Below are 19,437 nucleotides of genomic sequence, written 5' to 3' on the forward strand. Positions count from 1 at the left end.
TGATTTTGTAGTATAATGCAGACAGTGTGCAAGGAGGAATACAATGAAACCCATATACGCTGTGGTGGATCTTGAAACAACAGGAACCGATTCGACGATTGATCGAATTATTCAATTTGGCTGTGTCTTAGTCCAAGATGGCAAGATCATCAATCGTTTTGCCGCAGATATCAACCCTGACCGCAGAATTTCTAAGCAAATTCAACGATTGACACACATCACAAACCAACAAGTAAGCAAAGCGCCATATTTCGAAGACGTAGCTGATACGATCTATAACTTACTCAGCAACACGATTTTTGTGGCGCATAATATTTATTTTGATTATCATTTTTTAAGCAATGAATTTGTGCGTTGCGGGCTACCGCCTTTATCACTTCCCGGAATCGATACGGTGGAATTGGCGCAAGTGTTTCTACCAACAGAAAGCAGCTTTCGTTTAGGCGATCTGGCAGATAGCATCGGCTTTCGTCATGATAACCCGCATCAAGCTGATAGTGATGCAGAAGTGACCGCAGCTTTATTTTTGTATATCGAAGCGATCATGCGAGAACTGCCCCGAACGACCCTTAAACAAATTGCGCTTTTAAGCGGTCAAATGGGCATGCAAACGAGTGACTATATCCATGGAATCTTAAAAGAAAAAGGCCCAGAGTTGGCAGAAGATTTAGAAGTGATCGACGGTATCGTCTTGCGGAAAAAGACCGTCCCGCTTTTTGAATCTACGCATTTTCAAGAAACGTATCCGAAAGTTAAAACGGAAAAAGAACAGCGCTTTGGCCAGCACTTAGTCTATCGGAAACAACAAGCACGCTTGATGAATGCAGTGTATACGCATTACACCCAGCCAGAGAAAAATCTGATCATTGAAGCAGAAACAGGCATGGGGAAAACCATTGGTTACTTGTTTCCAGCCGCCTATTTAGTGACACCAGAAAATCCGTTGATCGTTAGTACCTCTTCAATTCTATTGCAAAATCAAATCATCAACAAAGACATTCCTTTGGTAAACCAAGTACTGCAGCAACCTTTGCAAGCAGTTTTGGTCAAAAGTCATCGTCATTACATTGATTTGCAGCGTTTTAAAGCGACCCTTGATCAACCGATAGAGCAAAAGCAATATGCGCAATACCAAATGGGGATCTTAGTTTGGCTGACTAAAACAGAAACGGGGGATTTCGATGAATTGAACTTGGTTCGACTTGATCATCCTTTATTTACCGACATCCGCCATCGCGGCGTTGCTTTTTTAGCCAAAGATCAACCCTTCTATGAACAAGATTTTGTTCGACATTTATATAAGCGGATGGCGCAAAGCAATGTTTTGATCGTCAACCATGCCTTTTTGATGCAGGAAAACCGGCGAGCTCAGCCACTGTTGCCAACGAGTGATTACTTATTGATTGATGAAGCCCAACAGTTGCCGCAGCAAGCAGAAGGCTTTAGTCAACATGTTTTTGACTCTGCTCACTTCAAGCGGCAGTTTTTACAGCTAAATGAAGAAGGGCTATTTGAAGAAATTGCCCAAATCATTACCGAGGATGACTTTCTGCAACGGATGTTCTCGTTGTATCGAAACGCGTTGTCGATCTTGGTCGAAACACAAGAACAGTATTTTCGCAGTTTGTCGATCGATGCGCCAGAGCTACAAGTCGTGCACCATGACGACCTCTATGATGGCACGTTAGAACAAGACAAGCTTCATCAGAAATTGAGCCTTTACTATCAAGAAATCAATGAGATCCAACAACAGTTGCGTCAGCGATTCGAGTTGACCAATGATCGGTGGTATGCAAGACAACGAATCGTGATTGCTCGTTTGTTTGATTTCTTTGGTCAAATGGAAACCCAGGAACAAACGGTGACCGCATGGTTGACTTGGTGGCATCCTCGTTACGTTCATTGGTTGAAAAAGCATCCCCAGTCAGGAAATGCTGTGATTGAATTAGCTGATCTAGAAGGGCATTCGATCGTGGAAAGCACGTGGTATCAACGCTATCAGCACATCATTTATCTTGGGGGGACATTGAAGATCCCAGGAAATAAAGAATATTTTGCCCATCAGATTGGCTTGACCGATGTGCCAGTCAAAACGATTCCCGCTTTTTATGACTACAGCAAACAAACTCGACTCTATGTAGTTAAAAAAGGACTCTCGATCCAACAAGCATCAGCTGCTGAATACGCGGATTATTTAGTCGAAGCGTTAGTCCCAATTTTGTTTGACAATCCGCAACCAGCGCTTGTGTTGTTTACGGCGCACGAAACTTTGAAAAATGTCTATGATCGATTGAATAAAAAAGCCCTGCATTATGGCAGAGAAATCGTTGCTCAAGGAACTGGCGGAACCCGTGAGAAAATCTTAAAGAAATTTTTATTAGCGGAAAATGGCATCTTATTAGGGACTAGCAGTTTTTGGGAAGGGGTCGACCTACCAGGTCAGGCCTTGAAGATCGCTGTGGTGACTCGCTTACCTTTTGAGAATCCTAAGCAACCAATGGTCCAAGCACGGCATGCCTTCTTGGAAGCAGAAGGCATCGATTCTTTCAAAGAAGATGCCTTACCTAAAGCGATTCTACGGCTACGCCAAGCGTTGGGGCGCTTGATCCGTTCTGAAGAGGATACAGGCGTGATGGTCGTCCTTGATCGACGCTTGTTATCAACGAAGTATGGCAAACGGATGGTCAAAGGTCTGCCTAAAAACTTACCTCTGATTGAAGCTAGTCCAACCGAAATTGCCGAAGATATTCAACATTTTTTTGCGCAAGAGGAAAAAGCGGCGGTTGATTTTGAAAAATGAGTCGAACATCTGATATAATGAGTTTTATTTAAGATTGGAGTACGAAGTGTGAAAACAAAAGACAAAGAACATCGGCGAGTGATTATTTTGCTGAGTGCGATCACGGTTTTACTGGTCGTTATTCTCTTCGCTTCTATTTTCTATCTCCGTTCTTCTCGTCCAATGCGGCAAGCAAGAAACGAAGCGATCGAAATAGCAGAAAGATACACCGATTTAGCAGAGGTCGAACAATTTTATTGGTTCACCCGTGAGGAAACATCTTTTAGCATTGTTGGAAAAGATACGAATAACAATGAGATCGTCGTGATCATTCCTAAAAGCGGCGAAAAGGTTTCCGTTTTTAATCAAGGGGATGGATTGACGGAAGCACAGGCCAAAGCCTTCGTTCGCGACAACCATCAAGGGCAGGAAATCCAAAAAGCAGCATTGGGTATTTTTAAAGGCGAGCCCGCTTGGGAAGTCATGACTAAAGACGACCAAGGCCGCTTGAACTATTATTTGATTGGTTTCAAAGATGGAGAAGAAATCAAAGCGGTCACTGAACTATAAAAAGGCGCTTTTGATAGACAGAAATTTGGATCGTAGGAAGGATGATAAACATGGTACTTTCAAAAAGAGCAGAAAAATTAGAACCCTCCGCTACGTTAGCGGCATCTGCTAAGGCAAAAGCATTAGCAGACCAAGGTGTAGACGTATTAAGTCTAACCGTCGGTGAGCCCGACTTTATTACCCCGAAGAACATTCGCCAAGCAGCGATTGCAGCGATTGAGAGCGGCAAAGCTAGTTTTTATACAGCAACTGCTGGGATTCCAGAGCTAAAACAGGCGATTCTTGCTTATATGAAAGAGTTTTATGGTGCTGACTATGATTCAAACCAAGTGATCGTGACAGATGGCGCGAAATTTGCCCTGTATACGTTGTTTCAAGCGCTTCTTGATGAAGAGGATGAAGTACTCATTCCAGTTCCTTACTGGGTCAGTTATGCGGAACAAGTCCGTTTAGCAGAAGGGACACCTGTGTTTGTTGAAGCTAAGCAATCAGCAGATTTTAAAGTTTCTGTTGCTCAATTAGAAGCCGCTCGTACAGAGCAAACGAAAGCCATCATTTTAAACTCGCCTGCCAACCCAACAGGGGCGATATACTCAAAAGAAGAATTAACGGCAATCGGCAACTGGGCAGTGGAAAATAATATTTGGATCATAGCGGATGATATCTATGGTCGTTTGGTTTATAACGGCAATACCTTTACATCAATCGCTAGCCTATCTGAAGAGATCCGCAAACAAACCATCGTGATCAACGGCGTTTCAAAAACCTATTCTATGACTGGGTGGCGGATCGGATTTGCTGTCGGCGATGCAAAAATCATCAAAGCGATGGTCGATATCGCTTCCCAAGCTACCAGCAACCCGCCGGCTGCTAGCCAATACGCAGCAGTTGAGGCACTGACTGGTAATCAAGAATCGATCGAAGTGATGCGTCAGGCCTTCGAAGAACGCTTGAATAAACTATATCCGCTAATTGCCGCTATTCCTGGTTTTAAGGTGACGAAACCCCAAGGCGCGTTTTACTTGTTCCCAAATGTCAAAGAAGCCATGACAATGTGCGGCTATCAAACCATTGATGCCTTCGTAGAAGCTTTACTAATGGAAGCCCACGTGGCAGTAGTGACTGGTGCTGGTTTTGGCACACCGGATTATTTACGGATCAGCTATGCAACTGATTGGGACACGTTAGCGGAAGCTATCAAACGAATCCATGATTTTGTTGAAAAGAAGCGCCAAAAAGCTTAAAATGCTCTATGGTGCCTTTATTAATTAGATAGGAGAGAATCAAGTGGAATCTATTCAAATTTTAGATGCAAAAAAACACGTTGGCGAAACCGTTCAAATCGGAGCATGGGTTGCTAACAAACGTTCTAGCGGCAAGATCGCCTTCTTACAACTTCGCGACGGAACAGCATATTTTCAAGGAATCGTTGTAAAAAGTGAAGTAGGGGAAGAAGTTTTCCAATTAGCGAAAAATTTAAATCAGGAAACTGCCGTACTGGTCACTGGGGAAATCAGAGAAGACAGCCGCTCAAAATTTGGCTATGAAATTGGCATTTCTGGTTTAGAAGTTGTCGGTGAAAGCCACGATTACCCAATCACACCAAAAGAACACGGAACAGATTTCTTAATGGATCATCGTCACTTATGGTTGCGTTCTTCAAAACAACATGCCATCATGCAAATCCGAAACGAAATCATTCGGGCAACATATGAATTCTTCAACAAGAATGGCTTTATCAAAATCGATCCACCGATCCTAACCGGATCAGCACCAGAAGGAACGACCGATTTATTTGAAACCAACTATTTCGATCAAAAAGCATATCTATCTCAGTCCGGTCAATTGTACATGGAAGCTGCCGCTATGGCGTTTGGCAAAGTCTTTTCTTTTGGACCAACTTTCCGTGCCGAAAAATCAAAGACACGTCGTCACTTGATTGAATTTTGGATGATTGAACCAGAAATGGCCTTTATGCACCAAGAAGAAAGTTTAGAAGTCCAAGAGCAGTACGTGGCATTCTTAGTGCAAAATGTGCTCGATAACTGTGCCTATGCGTTAGACGTCTTAGGTCGTGACCGTGAAGTCTTGAAAAAATACACCAAATTACCATTCCCACGAATCTCTTACGATGATGCAGTGGAATTATTACAAAAGAACGGCTTTGATGATATTCAATGGGGCGATGACTTTGGCTCACCACATGAGACTTTTATTGCCAATTCATTCGATCAGCCCGTCTTTATCTTAAACTATCCAAAAGCCATCAAACCTTTCTATATGAAGCCACATCCAACGAGAGAAGATGTCGTGATCTGTGCCGATATGATCGCACCAGAAGGCTATGGCGAGATCATAGGTGGTTCTGAACGTGCCATCGATCATGAATACCTCCTAGAGCAAATCCGCGCCCATGGCTTGGACGAAAACGAATACTCATGGTATTTAGACCTACGCAAGTACGGCTCAGTTCCTCACACCGGCTTTGGACTTGGACTAGAACGGACCGTTACCTGGTTATCAGGAATCGAGCACGTAAGAGAATCCATTCCGTTTCCACGGTTGTTGAATCGGATTTATCCTTAGGGAAATGCAGATGGTTGGTAACTATTCAATCATCTGTTATTTTTTTATTTTGAAGTTTCATTTATGTTTCATTATTGGTAACAATATAACGGTTTTATTACAATTATTTTCTTTTAGATGAATATCGGGTAAAATGAAAGGTAGCGTAAAAAAAGAAAGGGATACTGTGATGAAATCATGGCTTCTTGCGAAAATTAAGCAAAGTTATTTATTCACAATTAAGCGATTTGCTAAAAAAAATAAGAAACAGCATCAGCAAATTGTTTATTTACTTAGTTTTCCTAGTACAAGCAATTATATAATTGAGAAGTTGTTTCAGAAATATCAAAAACGACTGACAATTTGTTATACAAAGAACGCAACTGATTTAGCAAGAACTTATCAAGAAAAAGGATGTCCAATTTACTGTATCGATTCACAACTGATTTTATTTAGACATATTGTTCCTTTATTGAAAAGCGCAAGAGTTATATTGTGCGATAACTATTTTGCTATATTAGGTGGGATTGACTTTTTACCCAAAACAAAAATAGTTCAACTATGGCATGCTAATGGAGCAATTAAAAAATTCGGTTTAGAAGCTCACTATGCTAAAAAAGCAACCCAGGCCGATCAAAAACGTTATAAGGATGTTTATCGTCGATATACCCACTATGTGGTAAGTTCACCTAAAATGGCGTCAATTTTTGAGAGAAGCTATCAACGTGAATTGACTTTTTTACCCTTTGGCTATCCACCAACGGATCAGTATTTTAAACGTGATGATGAAAAAATAAAAGAAATGAAAAAAATTTTTGGAGGAAAAAAATTGCTCCTCTACGCACCAACCTACAGGGAAGAACGAGGAGATTTTTTTATTGATTTTAACAGATTACTAACAGAGTTACCTGAGTGGAACATTCTTGTGCAACTTCATCCCCATGATTTAAAGCAGTTACAACATTTAAAAAAAATTGAAGGAATCATAACGAATTTTGAAGGCTACAAAATCCAAGATTTATTTCCGATAATCGACTGTTTAGTGACTGATTATTCTTCAATACCTTTTGAGTATAGTTTAAGCAACCCGAGTGGTATGATTTGCTATTTTTGTTATGATTATGATTTATATGATAAAACTGTTGGTATCCAAGATTGTTTCAAAAAACAAAAGAGCATAGCTAAAACACAAGATGAACTTGTCAGAATCATACAAAAGGGAACAAGTGATTTAAACCAATTCAACCAAGAATGGAACACATATGTTAAAGGGAATGCCATAGAACAACTAGTAGAGTGGGTGAACGCACAATATGAATACTGAAGTAATCATGGGATTACCTGTTGATCAGGTTACTTATCAAACTATTTTGGCAGAATTGCCTTTATATTTTGAGAATGGAAAGAAAATGACGGCGATTAGCATAAATCCACAAATAGCTGTTGACGCAAAAAAATATCCTGACATAGTAGAATTTATCAAACAAAGTACACATCGTATTCCCGATGGAATTGGAATAGTGCTAGTTTCCCAACTAACTGGTGGTAAAATTAAAGAACGCGTAGCTGGATTTGATTTAATGGTGAAATTTTTAGAATATGCTAATAATCATCAAAAAAGAGTTTTTTTTTATGGAGCGAAACCCGAAGTTTTATTTGATGCCATAGAAAATACTCGTGAATTATATCCTAACTTGACAATTACTGGTGGAATAGATGGTTACACTTCTTTATCAGAAGTGGAAGTAGTTGAAATGATTAATAGAGCAATGCCAGACTTTCTCTTTGTAGCATTGGGATTTCCACGTCAAGAGCAATGGTTGGCTCGTAACACATCTCGCTTAAATGTTACTGTCCTACAAGATGTAGGAGGGAGTTTCGATGTTTTAAGCGGACGAGTAAAACGAGCGCCAAAAATGATTATAAACTTACATTTAGAGTGGCTTTATCGTTCGTTAAGTAATCCGAAACGGATTGGTCGGATTATTCAGTTGCCTATCTTTGTGGTGAAAAGTTTGTGGTGGAAGGTTAGAGGAGACGATTAAGTTATGACAAGAAAAATAGGAATAGTTGGTTATGATTTATTTGGTACAGGAGGAACAACTCGAAGTAATACAAATCTAATCAATGAATTTTTAGCAGATAATAAAGAAATTATCTATTTCAATTTATTACCTTTTTCTAGCCTGAAAGTGAAAAAAATAAAAAAATTATTTATTAATCCAGACAAAATTCAATTTTATCAGTTAAAAGATTTCTCAGAGAGTCAGGAAGCAGATACGTATATCATCACTCGAGAAAGCCTTTTTGTCTTTGCAAAAATAATTAAGGAAAAATTCCCTCAAGTAAAAGTGATTGGAGAAGTCCACACACCTCTGAGTTTAATTGATCCAGAAACCGATTTTGCACCTGATGCTATTGATACATATCGAGTAGCAACAGAAAAGATCAAACAAACACTAAAGGATAAATTTAAAGATAATAATATTGTTGTTTTTCCAGTAAGTATTCGTCATTTGGCAAACAAGGTACAAAATAAAGATATCTCTTTGAAAAATATAAATTCGGAAGTCAATTTTTTAGTATATTCAAGATTTGATGAATCACAGAAAGATATAGCTTATAGTATTAAGTTAATGGATTATCTAGTTCACAGAGCAGGCAAAAATCATTATAAATTATATATTAATGGAACTGGAACCGGTGAAATTTTATATAAAAACCTAATTGAATTGTATCAATTAAGTGAGAATGTTTTCTTGAATCATAAAGTGCCTGAATATGGAATCTATTTGTCAACAGCTCGTTATGAAACTCTTGGTTATTCTATTATTGAAGCATTTATAGATGGCCTTCCAATCGTTTTATACAAAGGAGACGACAATTCACTAAAGGATATTTATCGTGACTTCAAAAGTTTTTGTTGGTTAGAGAAGAACATTATAAAAGATGCACAAGAGATTATTCATTATGTAAACGATAATTACTCTGAAAAGCTGCATTTGTTCAAACACGACATCCCTTTGGTTGAAGACTTGAGCCCCTTGGAAGATTATGGCAAGAAATATGAAGAAACAATTCTATCCGCGCCGCTAGTAAATAAGCAACGTTTCGAAGGCAAAACAGATAATCTATATCAAATGATTTATGATCAGAATAATCTAAGTAAAGATACATTTGCTCTTAAGATTTATCTTAGATTAAAAGAGATGAGGGTTATCGGACCTGTTGTTTCTTCTGTGAAAACTAAAGAAATGTTAAAGAGATTGATGAGAAAAACAGAGGCAACTCCTACAAGTGATATACTGTTAAAGGGAAATCTGAGGGATGATTTTGTTTTTGTAGAATCTTTTCATGGCAAATCTTTCACAGGTGATCCGAAATATCTTGCCATAGCGTTAAAGAAAAATTTTCCTGAATACACGTTTTACGTTAGCTCAGTGAATGAATTAGTTGACATGGAAATATATTCTTACGGAATGATACCGGTGCGTCTAGGCGGAAAACAATATGTCACAAAGTTTAGAAAATCAAAGTTAGTGATATTGAACGGGAATTCGTTGGATAAAGCAGGCAAAGTAGAGGGCCAGATTTTTTTAGAAACTTGGCATGGTGTTCCTCTAAAAAAAATGGTTGCAGATTTAGTTGATTTTCGTCAAAGAGAAACTGAAGTATCCGCATTTATCCCAAGAATGAAAAAATGGAATTACTTGATTACTTCTTCTCCACGGAATTTAAAATTATTTGAAAGTGCTTTTCAATTAGAAAAAAACACGCAATTAAAAATTTTAAAAAGTGGCGCACCAAGAAATGCTTTTTTGATAAAAAATAAAGATAATACGGCATTAAAAAATAAGCTGTTAGGGAAGTATTTTAATTATAATTTCGAGTTAGGGAAAAAATATATTTTGTATTGTCCAACTTGGAGAAAACAAAAAAGAGATGCTATCAGTCAACTTGATTTTATAAAAGTTTTAAATCAGTTGCCAAATGAATATGAACTAATTGTAAAATTGCATCCTTTAGAATCAGAGTTAATCAATTATTACAATAATTTAGACCCACGTATTCATTGTTTCTTTAATGAAATATCTGATATACAGGAATTATACTTAATAGCTGATATATTGATTACAGATTATTCATCTGCTATGTTTGATTTTGCTCACTTAGATAAAAAAATCATTATTTTACAAGAAGATGCTGTAGATTATGAGAATAGTATAGGTTGGTATTTTGATCTAGAAAAATTAACGGGCTTAATAGGACATTCATATACAGAAGAGGAACTTGCCTGTGAAATAAAGAATAATAACGAAAAATTATATAACCAGAAAATACTTCAGAATCTACTTTCGTGGGATGCGATTGATACCGAAAAAAATATAATAAAACAATTGATGATAAGGTGGAATAGTTAATGAAAGAGAAAATAGCAATATTATTACCATGTTACAATGAAGAAAAAACCATTGAGAAAGTTATTAAAGACTTTAAAAATGTTTTACCAGAGGCTGACATTTATGTTTATGATAATAATTCAAGCGATAATACTTTTGAAATAGCTAAAGCCGCAGGAGCAATTGTTCGAAAAGAATTTAAGCAAGGAAAAGGGAATGTAGTCCGATCCATGTTCCGAGACATTGATGCAGATTATTACATCATGGCAGATGGGGACGATACTTATCCAGCTGAAGAAGTTTTTAAACTATTATCGCCACTTCAAGAAAAGCGCGCAGATATGACGATTGGTGACCGATTATCAAATGGGACTTATGCAGAAGAAAATAAACGTGCTTTTCATGGGTTAGGCAATAGCTTGGTCAGAAGTTTAATTAATGGATTGTATAAAGCAAACTATCAAGATATTATGACAGGGTATCGAGGATTCAACAAGTTATTTGTTAAAAGCTTTCCTGTTTTAAGCCCAGGTTTTGAGATTGAAACAGAGTTAAGCATTCATTCTTTGGATAAACGTTTTAATTTAGTAGAAGTTCCTATTGAATATCGTGATCGACCAGAAGGTAGTGAATCCAAACTAAATACTTTCACTGATGGATTTAAGGTTTTGAAAACAATATTCAATCTATTTAAAGACTATAAACCATTAATTTTCTTTTCTTGGTGGGCGTTAATCTTTTTAATTTTTGGCTTAATTGCGGGAATTCCAGTTTTAAGTGAATTTTATAGAACAGGGTTAATCGATAAATTACCATCTGCAGTGCTAGCTGTCGGACTTGTTTTAATGGCTATGTTAGCATTTGTTTGTGGACTAATCTTAGATACAGTGGCTAGAAAGTCAAGGGCTCAATACGAAATGGATGTCTATCGTCTGTTATTTGAGTTAAAGAGGGAAGGGAAATAATTGCTAAACAGGACCTATATTAAGTATTTCTTCTGGATGACAGCATCGGTATTATTCAGCATGATGCTTTTCCAAGATATAAAAGTAATAATTGGAATGTCTGTAATTAATTTTATTCTATTGTTTTTTTTAAGTGATAGTGTAAAAAAAAGACCCTATAGTAGGTTGACCAATTTTTTTATATCTTTTCTATTTGCAACGATCATGGGAATTAGTTTAATACCTTCAGAAATATTGACAACATTTAATCTAATATTTAGTATGCAAGGAATCTATTTATTGGGTACATTTGCTTATTTTCTTTGCTTTTTTTCCGCTTTACAAGATTACTTATTAATTTCTTCCCAAGAAAATTCTAAAAGAAAAGTCACATCCTTTTGGGTATATACTTTAGCTTTTTTTCTTATGTCAAGTATTTATTTATATGCATATTATCCAGGAATATTTTTCCCGGATTCTATCAATCAATGGGATCAAATCCAGACAAGTAATGTACCATGGAATGATTGGCATCCAGTGGGGCACACATTTGTTATTATGGCTACTTCGTTAGGAAAATATCCAATAGGATTTATAGTATTCCAAATTGTTATTTATAGTTTGATTATGGCATATTTTTGTGATTTTATTAGAGAGTTTGTGGGAAGTAAATTTGCGACGATATCTTGTATCTTTTTTATAGCTATACCGATCTTTCCGTTAGCTAGTATATATATAGTTAAAGACTCTCTATTTACTTATACACTTTTATTAGTTACCTTATACTTGGTAAGAATCATTATAAGCCAAGGAAAATGGCTAAATAAAATCTCAAATCTAGCTCTACTGTATTTTACTTTATTAGGATTTGTTTTTTTTAGACATAATGGATGGCCGGCATTGCTTGTATCTACATTAGTATTTGCAGTATTTTTATTTAGAAAAAAATTTATTAAATTATTCCTCGTAATCGGATTAGTTGTTTTTAGCTATCAAGTTATTACGGGTCCTATTTATAATCACTTCAACGTTATTAGAAGTGATTCAACTGAATCTTTAGGAATTTTTGTTCAAATTTCCGCTGCTATTATCAAGTATGACGGGACTATATCTAAAGAGGAAATGACATATTTGGAAACATTGATGCCAAAAGAGGATTGGAAGAACCTATACCAACCGAATAATGTTGATAATATAAAATTTAAAGAACGATTTAAAAAGCAAGTAATAAAGGATGATCCTAAAAAATTTTTAGAAACAGTTCTTGGTCTCATAATTAGAAATCCTGGCTTAACATTAGAAGCATATATGAAGCAAACCGAAATTTTATGGCACGCAAACTTTTCTTTAGAACTGGATAATTTACGACCAATCTTTAGAAACCAGTTAAGCGGTCAACAAGGTCCTTTTTTCTTTATGACTAGAGAACAGAGAGAGGAAATTGATCCGGATTACGAAGGGTTAAATTTAGATGAAATAACTAAAGGGAATAACCGTGTAAGAAACCAATTGCTCGAGTTACAAAATTGGATTCTAAAAAGTAGACTTTATGTTTTATTAATGCCAGCTCTTTACTTTATTTTGTTTCTTTTTTCAATGGTTATGTTTATTGTCAAAAATAAAACAAAACTAATAATTGCTTTTATGCCGTATGTATTAGTAATGGGTACAATTTTTGTTGCAATTCCTGCGCAAGATATTAGATATGCATTGCCTAATATATTTATCGGGATTTTGGGGCTGGCTACTGTAAAGGGACGATTCTCAGAAAGGGTGTCCGAAAATGCAGAAAACTAGCCAACGTGTAGGAAGTTTTGATGTGTTGAAAATATTGGCAATTCTGGCTATCATAGTCCACCACTACGCGTTGTGGTCAGGATGGGATTTTTCCTCGGGTTTTCAGTTGAACAAATTAGCAGCTCAGACCTTATTAATCGGAGGAAAACTTGGAGTAAATATTTTTGTAATGATTACTGGATATTTTCTAATTTCTTCCATTCCTAAAATTAGAAGCTTATTTCAAGTTTGGGTAGAAACAACTTTAATTTCGCTAATTATCTATTTCTTTTTAGTTTTTAATCCAGATATTGGTTTTCATTTTGAATGGAAAGAGTTTATTTTCAGACTATTCCCAGTTGTTTTTGGGAAGTATTGGTTTGTTACCTCTTATACATTAATGTATTTTTGTATTCCCGCTATAAACAAATTAATGGTAAGTACGGATATAAAAAAAATAAAACAAGTTTTGATATTTTCTTTTATTATTTTTAGTCCATATACGTTTATTTATTATAATAAAGGATTAAATTTCTCTCATCCAGTCTGGTTTCTTTTTTTATATGCCATCGGTGCTTATATAAAATTGAACGAGAAAAATATTAAGAAAATTAAAATGATTCCTTTATTTACAATGAATATTTTGATGTTGGTTATAGGGATTGGAATTAATATTAGTTTGCAGATTATTTTTGCAAACAAGGATAGTTTTTTTGGAAATGTTTTTACTGCTTTGGGATGGAATGAGACAATTTTTTATACACGTGATTCTAGCCCGTATTTATTGATATTTGCAGTGCTTATCTTTGTATTTTTCCTAAAATTACAAATTAGACCACGAAAGATATATTCATTTGTCGCAAGAGCTTCTTTTGGAGTTTATTTGATCCAGAGTAGCCAATGGTTTAGCACTGAGTATTTGTGGCCTATACTTGTGAACGGCAGTCAATTTGATTCGGGTAAAAATATTGTGTTGTATGGATTTTTCATTTCTATACTTATATTCCTTACGGGAATTGTCATCTATATCGTTTTATTACCTGTAATAAATGTGGTGATGCATTTATTTTCTACAACACTTCATCATCTTCAAGAAAAAGTATTTGGTACAAAGGAGAAAAAAAATGGATTTTAAAGGCATACTTAAAAACTTCAGTAGGAATATGCTAAATGAAGAATTCTCGAGAAGAACTCAGTTCACTAAAAATTACATTAGAAACAAGGTGAAAAGCAATATTGTTTTTTATGAGTCTTTTCATGGAAAAGCAATGAATGATAATCCATTTGCAATATTTAAATATTTAGTAAATAGTAATGAGTATGATCATTTAATTCATGTGTGGTCTTTGAACGATGTTACAGATAATGAATACGTAAAATATTACAGTAAGTTTAAAAATGTCAAATTTGTAACACCTTATACGAAGGATTACTATTACTATTTAACGGTAGCAAAATATATCTACAGTAATGTTACTTTGCCTCCTTATTACATCAAAAACGAAGGCCAAGTATATGTAAATACTTGGCATGGAACTCCCTTAAAAACATTAGGAAATGAAATGGCTGGTAATGTTGCTCAGAACTACAATGTTCAAAGAAATTTTTTGCAAAGTGATTTTTTACTATCCCCAAATACGTTTACTACAGAAAAAATGGTTTACTCCTATGATATCGATGGCATTTACAAAGGAAAAGTGTTAGAAAATGGGTATCCCAGAATAGATAGCATTTTCAGCAACAGTGAAGTTGTAAAAAATTTTCTAGAAAAAAATAACATTGATCTAAATAAAGAGTTAGTTTTATATGCGCCGACTTGGAGAGGAATTACTGGTCGAGTACAAGATACAACTACGGATATGGTTGAACGATTGAACGCGATCTCTCAGGGGATTTCTGGAAGTAATAAACAGTTTATTGTTAAAGTACATCCTTTAGTTTATCAATTTATAAAAGAGATTCCCTTAGATGATATCTTTCTAGTACCAGATTGGATCGATGCCAATGAATTACTTCACTTTGTAGATATTTTGATTACTGATTACAGTAGTATTTTCTTTGATTACTTGGTTACAGATAAACCAATTTTGTTTTATATGTATGATAAAGAAGAATATGAGCACTCAAGAGGTCTATATTTCGATTTAAATGAAATGCCTGGAGAAATTTGTACTACAACGAAAAAATTAGTGGATTCTATTTTGTCGGCAGATAATGAAAAATTTCATGCTAATCCGAATGTAACTATTTTTAAGGAAAAATATATTTCTCACGAGGACGGTCACGTAACAGAGAAGTATATAAACTTTATAATGAACGGGAATAAGGCTGTTAATGTTCGCTCTTTTGATAATCACAAACCGAATGTTGTTGTATATGGCGGAGGGCTATTAAATAATGGGATTACCTCTTCTTTAATTAATCTAAGCAAAAATTTTGATTATGATAAGTACAATCTTATCATTGTTGATAAAAACAAGGTTAACCAAGAATTTGAGGCAAATATTGGTAGATTATCGGAGAAAGCACATGTTGTCTATAGAAATAATGGGTTAAGCCTTACTTATTCAGAGTGGATTAAGTATAATAGATTATTTAACCGTTCTTCTGTAGAAGATATCAAAACACATCAGGTATTTGTAGCTAGAGAATGGAAACGGCTTTTGGGGAACACTCAAGTTGATAGAGCTATTGATTTTGGCGGATACGCTCCGTTCTGGTCATATATGATGGCATTTTCTAAAGCGAAAAGAAAAATTATTTATCAGCATAATGACATGCAAGCAGAGTTTGATAAAGTTGTAGAAGGTCGATACGTTCATAAGAAAAATTTAACCACTATTTTCGAATTCTATAAATACTTTGATTATATTGCATCCGTTGGTAAACTTACAATGGAACAGAACAAAAAAAATCTTTCGAAATTTGTTTCAAATGACAAATTTGTTTATGTTCCAAATTTATTGGATAAGGAATACCTTTTCGATCATCGAAATAATCCCCAACTATCAATCAAAGAGATTCTAGGGGAAGAAAAGTTAATTATTGAAGAAGCTAGTGAGTTTGGAAGAAATATGTTAGTGGGAGTGACTGCTCCTACTAAGAATGCCAAAAACTTTGTGACAATTGGTCGGTTATCACCTGAAAAAGATCAAGAAAAACTATTGTTTGCTTTTAAAGAAATTATGATGCAATCAAATGATCAGCACCAGCTTTATATTATTGGTTCTGGAAAAGAAGAGAAAAAACTTAAGACCACAGCATATGTATTAGGCTTAGAAAAAAATGTTATTTTTGTAGGGCAAACTGTACATGCAATGGAGATACTAGATAAGTGTGATTTATTCGTCTTTCCTTCAAATCACGAAGGACAACCAATGACTTTGCTAGAATGTCTAGCACTTCAAATTCCAGTTGTTGCAACGGATATTCCAGGAAATATTTCTGTTTTGGAAGATCAAAATGGAATGATAGTGGACAATAGTGTTGAGGGGCTGGTGGGCGGTATGAATCGCTATTTGGCTGGAGAAAAAATTCCTTCATCATTAAATGTGGATCAATACAATCAAGACGCATTAAATCGCTTCTATGCATTGATTGAATAGAATAATACTCATAAATCACTGATTGGTATAACTAACTATGTAACAGCATATACTAAGTAGTATGGTATGTATAACTACTGAATTTAACCTGAGACAGAATAGAGTTTTTCTGTCTTAGGTTTTTTTTATGTAGAGTTGTTTGAAAGAGTGTTCATTAAATTACCAATTTGAAAGGAATTTAGAAATAAAATCCCAGACAGTCATAGATTGCAGATGAATTTATATAAAATAAATTCATCTGCAATCTATAGCCTTGATTTGTTTTATGGTACAATTTAAAAAGTAAGCATCTAATAGGATTATCAAATTTAGTTTTAATTATTCAAGGAGGTATTATGAAAAAAGTACTTATAAAATTACTAAAAGTATGTATGTTCGTAGCTATACTAATGCTCCCTACTAATGCTCATGCGGATGATATATTTGACTCAAATATTCTTAATGATGAAATCACTGCATTATTAAGGAGTCAGAGAAACTCGCAGATTATTAGTAAAAACTACCCATTTCTTAAAATTCAAAAAGACTATTCTGGTAATTTTGATAAGATGAACTATCAAGATGGATATGCTTTGCCTACTGGTGTTGTCATACATGAAACTGCAAATTCAAACTCTACAATCCAAAATGAGATTGCATATATGAAAAGAAATTGGCAAAATGCTTTTGTGCATGCTTTTGTTGATCATAATAATATTATTGAAATCCATCCTACAGACTATTACAGTTGGGGGGCCGGTCGACAAGCTAATCCCAAATTTATTCAAATAGAATTGGTGCGAGTTTCTAGTTCAAATTTTGATCGATCTGTATATAACGACGCTTTTTATACAGCATATATGTTAAAAAAATATAATTTGTTTCCAGATAATGCTCATAGTGATGGGAAAGGAACTGTTTGGAGTCACGATGCAGTTACTAGGTTTTTAGGAGGAACGGATCATACTGATCCTGTGGGATACTTTAGTGCAAATAATTATTCAATGTATGATTTCTATGAATTAGTTGTTTATATATATAACAAGATTGGTGGGTCTGTTGCTACGAAGATAGAAAATATAAATAACGATGCTTTAGTGACTGGTACCGGGTACATTTTTTCTGAACCTCAAGGTAATATTGATTCTAAAATAACTGGGAATATTAGCAGTTATGCTAATAAAAAATTAAATGCAATTCGAGAAGTTACTATGCCAGGCAACAGTAAATATTATTTAGTTAAAGAGGGATCTAATTATTTAGGCTGGGTAGCTGAAAAGAATATAAAATTATATGGCAAAGTATTATCGAGTAAAACATTAGATAACGATGCTACAATAAAAGATCTTAAATATTCGGGCATCTATAATGTTCCTTGGAATACGCCTGGTTATACAAAAATTGGCGATCTATCAAATTATAATGGTCAAAAATTAACAGTGATTGAAGAAGCATCGACTGCGACAGATAAGTACTATAAATTTAAAGACTCAAATGGGACGATTGTTGGCTGGGTTGATTATAGAACCCTTACTTTATATGACAAAATTCTTTCTAGTAAGACTTTGGACCAATATAGCAAAGTACAAGTAACCAAGTATGATGGTATTTATGCAGGCCCATGGAATACGTATGGAGCAACACGAATCGGTAATACGAGCGCCTACGTGAATAAAGATGTGAAGCTAATTAACTATGCGAAGACGGCAAGTGGTGAATATTATCAATTCCAAACAGTAGATGGTAGTATGACTGCATGGGCTGATATTCGAAACTTCAAGATGTACGATACGATCATCGAACAAAAAGCAATGAATCAATATAGTAAAGTACAAGCAACCAAGTATGATGGTATTTATGCAGGCCCATGGAATACGTATGGAGCAACACGAATCGGTAATACGAGCGCCTACGTGAATAAAGATGTGAAGCTAATTAACTATGCGAAGACGGCAAGTGGTGAATATTATCAATTCCAAACAGTAGATGGTAGTATGACTGCATGGGCTGATATTCGAAACTTCAAGATGTACGATACGATCATCGAACAAAAAGCAATGAATCAATATAGTAAAGTACAAGCAACCAAGTATGATGGTATTTATGCAGGCCCATGGAATACGTATGGAGCAACACGAATCGGTAATACGAGCGCCTACGTGAATAAAGATGTGAAGCTAATTAACTATGTGAAGACGGCAAGTGGTGAATATTATCAATTCCAAACAGTAGATGGTAGTATGACTGCATGGGCTGATATTCGAAACTTCAAGATGTACGATACGATCATCGAACAAAAAGCAATGAATCAATATAGTAAAGTACAAGCAACCAAGTATGATGGTATTTATGCAGGCCCATGGAATACGTATGGAGCAACACGAATCGGTAATACGAGCGCCTACGTGAATAAAGATGTGAAGCTAATTAACTATGTGAAGACGGCAAGTGGTGAATATTATCAATTCCAAACAGTGGATGGTAGTATGACTGCATGGGCTGATATTCGAAACTTCATTGGATTAAAAGCTGTTCCATCTGTAAGTGAACAGCCACAGACTGAGGAAACAACTACTACATCTAAAGACAGTGTAGCAGAAACAAAAGATTCATCAGAAGCAATATCAGAAACTAGTCCAAGTATCTCTGAAGAATCTAGTATGATGGATTCGAGTAGTATAGTCTTTTCTTCGGAGGATAAAGAATAAGTTTTACTAGCTTTAGAACGAACAATCGTAATTGTTGCTTTCTTGAATAAAAATAGAACATAAGATGGAGACAACGCTTTTGGTTCATATAACATTTAAAAAATGTGTTTA

Annotated in this window: 12 protein-coding genes; all 12 read left to right on the forward strand. The window is 35.3% G+C overall.

The window, feature by feature from the left end:
* Positions 1-43 precede the first annotated feature (43 nt).
* The 12 genes from IGJ17_RS05965 to IGJ17_RS06020 all read left to right on the forward strand — a co-directional run bounded on the left by IGJ17_RS05965 (position 44) and on the right by IGJ17_RS06020 (position 19,326).
* Positions 44-2,800 (forward strand): helicase C-terminal domain-containing protein, encoded by a 2,757-nt coding sequence (locus IGJ17_RS05965; protein WP_008381153.1) that lies wholly within the window; start codon positions 44-46, stop codon positions 2,798-2,800.
* Positions 2,801-2,848: 48 nt separating this feature from the next.
* Positions 2,849-3,349, forward strand: coding sequence for a DUF5590 domain-containing protein (locus IGJ17_RS05970; RefSeq protein ID WP_005236934.1), 501 nt, complete (start codon positions 2,849-2,851; stop codon positions 3,347-3,349).
* 50 nt (positions 3,350-3,399) lie between these two features.
* Positions 3,400-4,593 (forward strand): pyridoxal phosphate-dependent aminotransferase, encoded by a 1,194-nt coding sequence (locus IGJ17_RS05975; RefSeq protein WP_429961159.1) that lies wholly within the window; start codon positions 3,400-3,402, stop codon positions 4,591-4,593.
* 43 nt (positions 4,594-4,636) lie between these two features.
* Complete coding sequence (gene asnS / locus IGJ17_RS05980) at positions 4,637-5,935, forward strand: asparagine--tRNA ligase (protein ID WP_086332213.1); 1,299 nt, start codon at positions 4,637-4,639, stop codon at positions 5,933-5,935.
* A 169-nt stretch (positions 5,936-6,104) separates the two neighbouring features.
* On the forward strand, positions 6,105-7,238 hold the full coding sequence (locus tag IGJ17_RS05985) for a CDP-glycerol glycerophosphotransferase family protein (RefSeq protein ID WP_008381159.1): 1,134 nt from the start codon (positions 6,105-6,107) through the stop codon (positions 7,236-7,238).
* Complete coding sequence (locus IGJ17_RS05990; protein WP_008381161.1) at positions 7,228-7,959, forward strand: WecB/TagA/CpsF family glycosyltransferase; 732 nt, start codon at positions 7,228-7,230, stop codon at positions 7,957-7,959. The genes IGJ17_RS05985 and IGJ17_RS05990 overlap by 11 nt, the downstream gene beginning before the upstream one ends.
* Before the next feature lie 3 nt (positions 7,960-7,962).
* A complete protein-coding gene (locus IGJ17_RS05995; RefSeq protein WP_422705351.1) occupies positions 7,963-10,335 on the forward strand; it encodes a CDP-glycerol glycerophosphotransferase family protein in 2,373 nt (790 codons plus the stop codon).
* Positions 10,335-11,279 carry a glycosyltransferase family 2 protein gene (locus IGJ17_RS06000; protein WP_008381165.1) on the forward strand — a complete coding sequence of 315 codons (945 nt, stop codon included), beginning with the start codon at positions 10,335-10,337 and terminating at the stop codon, positions 11,277-11,279. Before IGJ17_RS05995 ends, IGJ17_RS06000 begins: the two co-directional genes overlap by 1 nt.
* A gap of 36 nt (positions 11,280-11,315) precedes the next feature.
* A complete protein-coding gene (locus IGJ17_RS06005; RefSeq protein WP_429961160.1) occupies positions 11,316-13,055 on the forward strand; it encodes a DUF6020 family protein in 1,740 nt (579 codons plus the stop codon).
* The gene (locus IGJ17_RS06010) at positions 13,042-14,169 is read left to right on the forward strand and encodes an acyltransferase family protein (RefSeq protein WP_422705349.1); all 1,128 of its coding nucleotides are present in this window, start codon (positions 13,042-13,044) and stop codon (positions 14,167-14,169) included. Before IGJ17_RS06005 ends, IGJ17_RS06010 begins: the two co-directional genes overlap by 14 nt.
* Positions 14,159-16,639 (forward strand): CDP-glycerol glycerophosphotransferase family protein, encoded by a 2,481-nt coding sequence (locus IGJ17_RS06015; protein ID WP_422705348.1) that lies wholly within the window; start codon positions 14,159-14,161, stop codon positions 16,637-16,639. Before IGJ17_RS06010 ends, IGJ17_RS06015 begins: the two co-directional genes overlap by 11 nt.
* Before the next feature lie 335 nt (positions 16,640-16,974).
* The gene (locus IGJ17_RS06020; protein WP_422706595.1) at positions 16,975-19,326 is read left to right on the forward strand and encodes a GW domain-containing glycosaminoglycan-binding protein; all 2,352 of its coding nucleotides are present in this window, start codon (positions 16,975-16,977) and stop codon (positions 19,324-19,326) included.
* Positions 19,327-19,437 lie beyond the last annotated feature (111 nt).

Source organism: Enterococcus sp. DIV1096b, assembly GCF_050498765.1.
Taxonomy (GTDB): Bacteria; Bacillota; Bacilli; order Lactobacillales; family Enterococcaceae; genus Enterococcus_D; species Enterococcus_D entomosocium.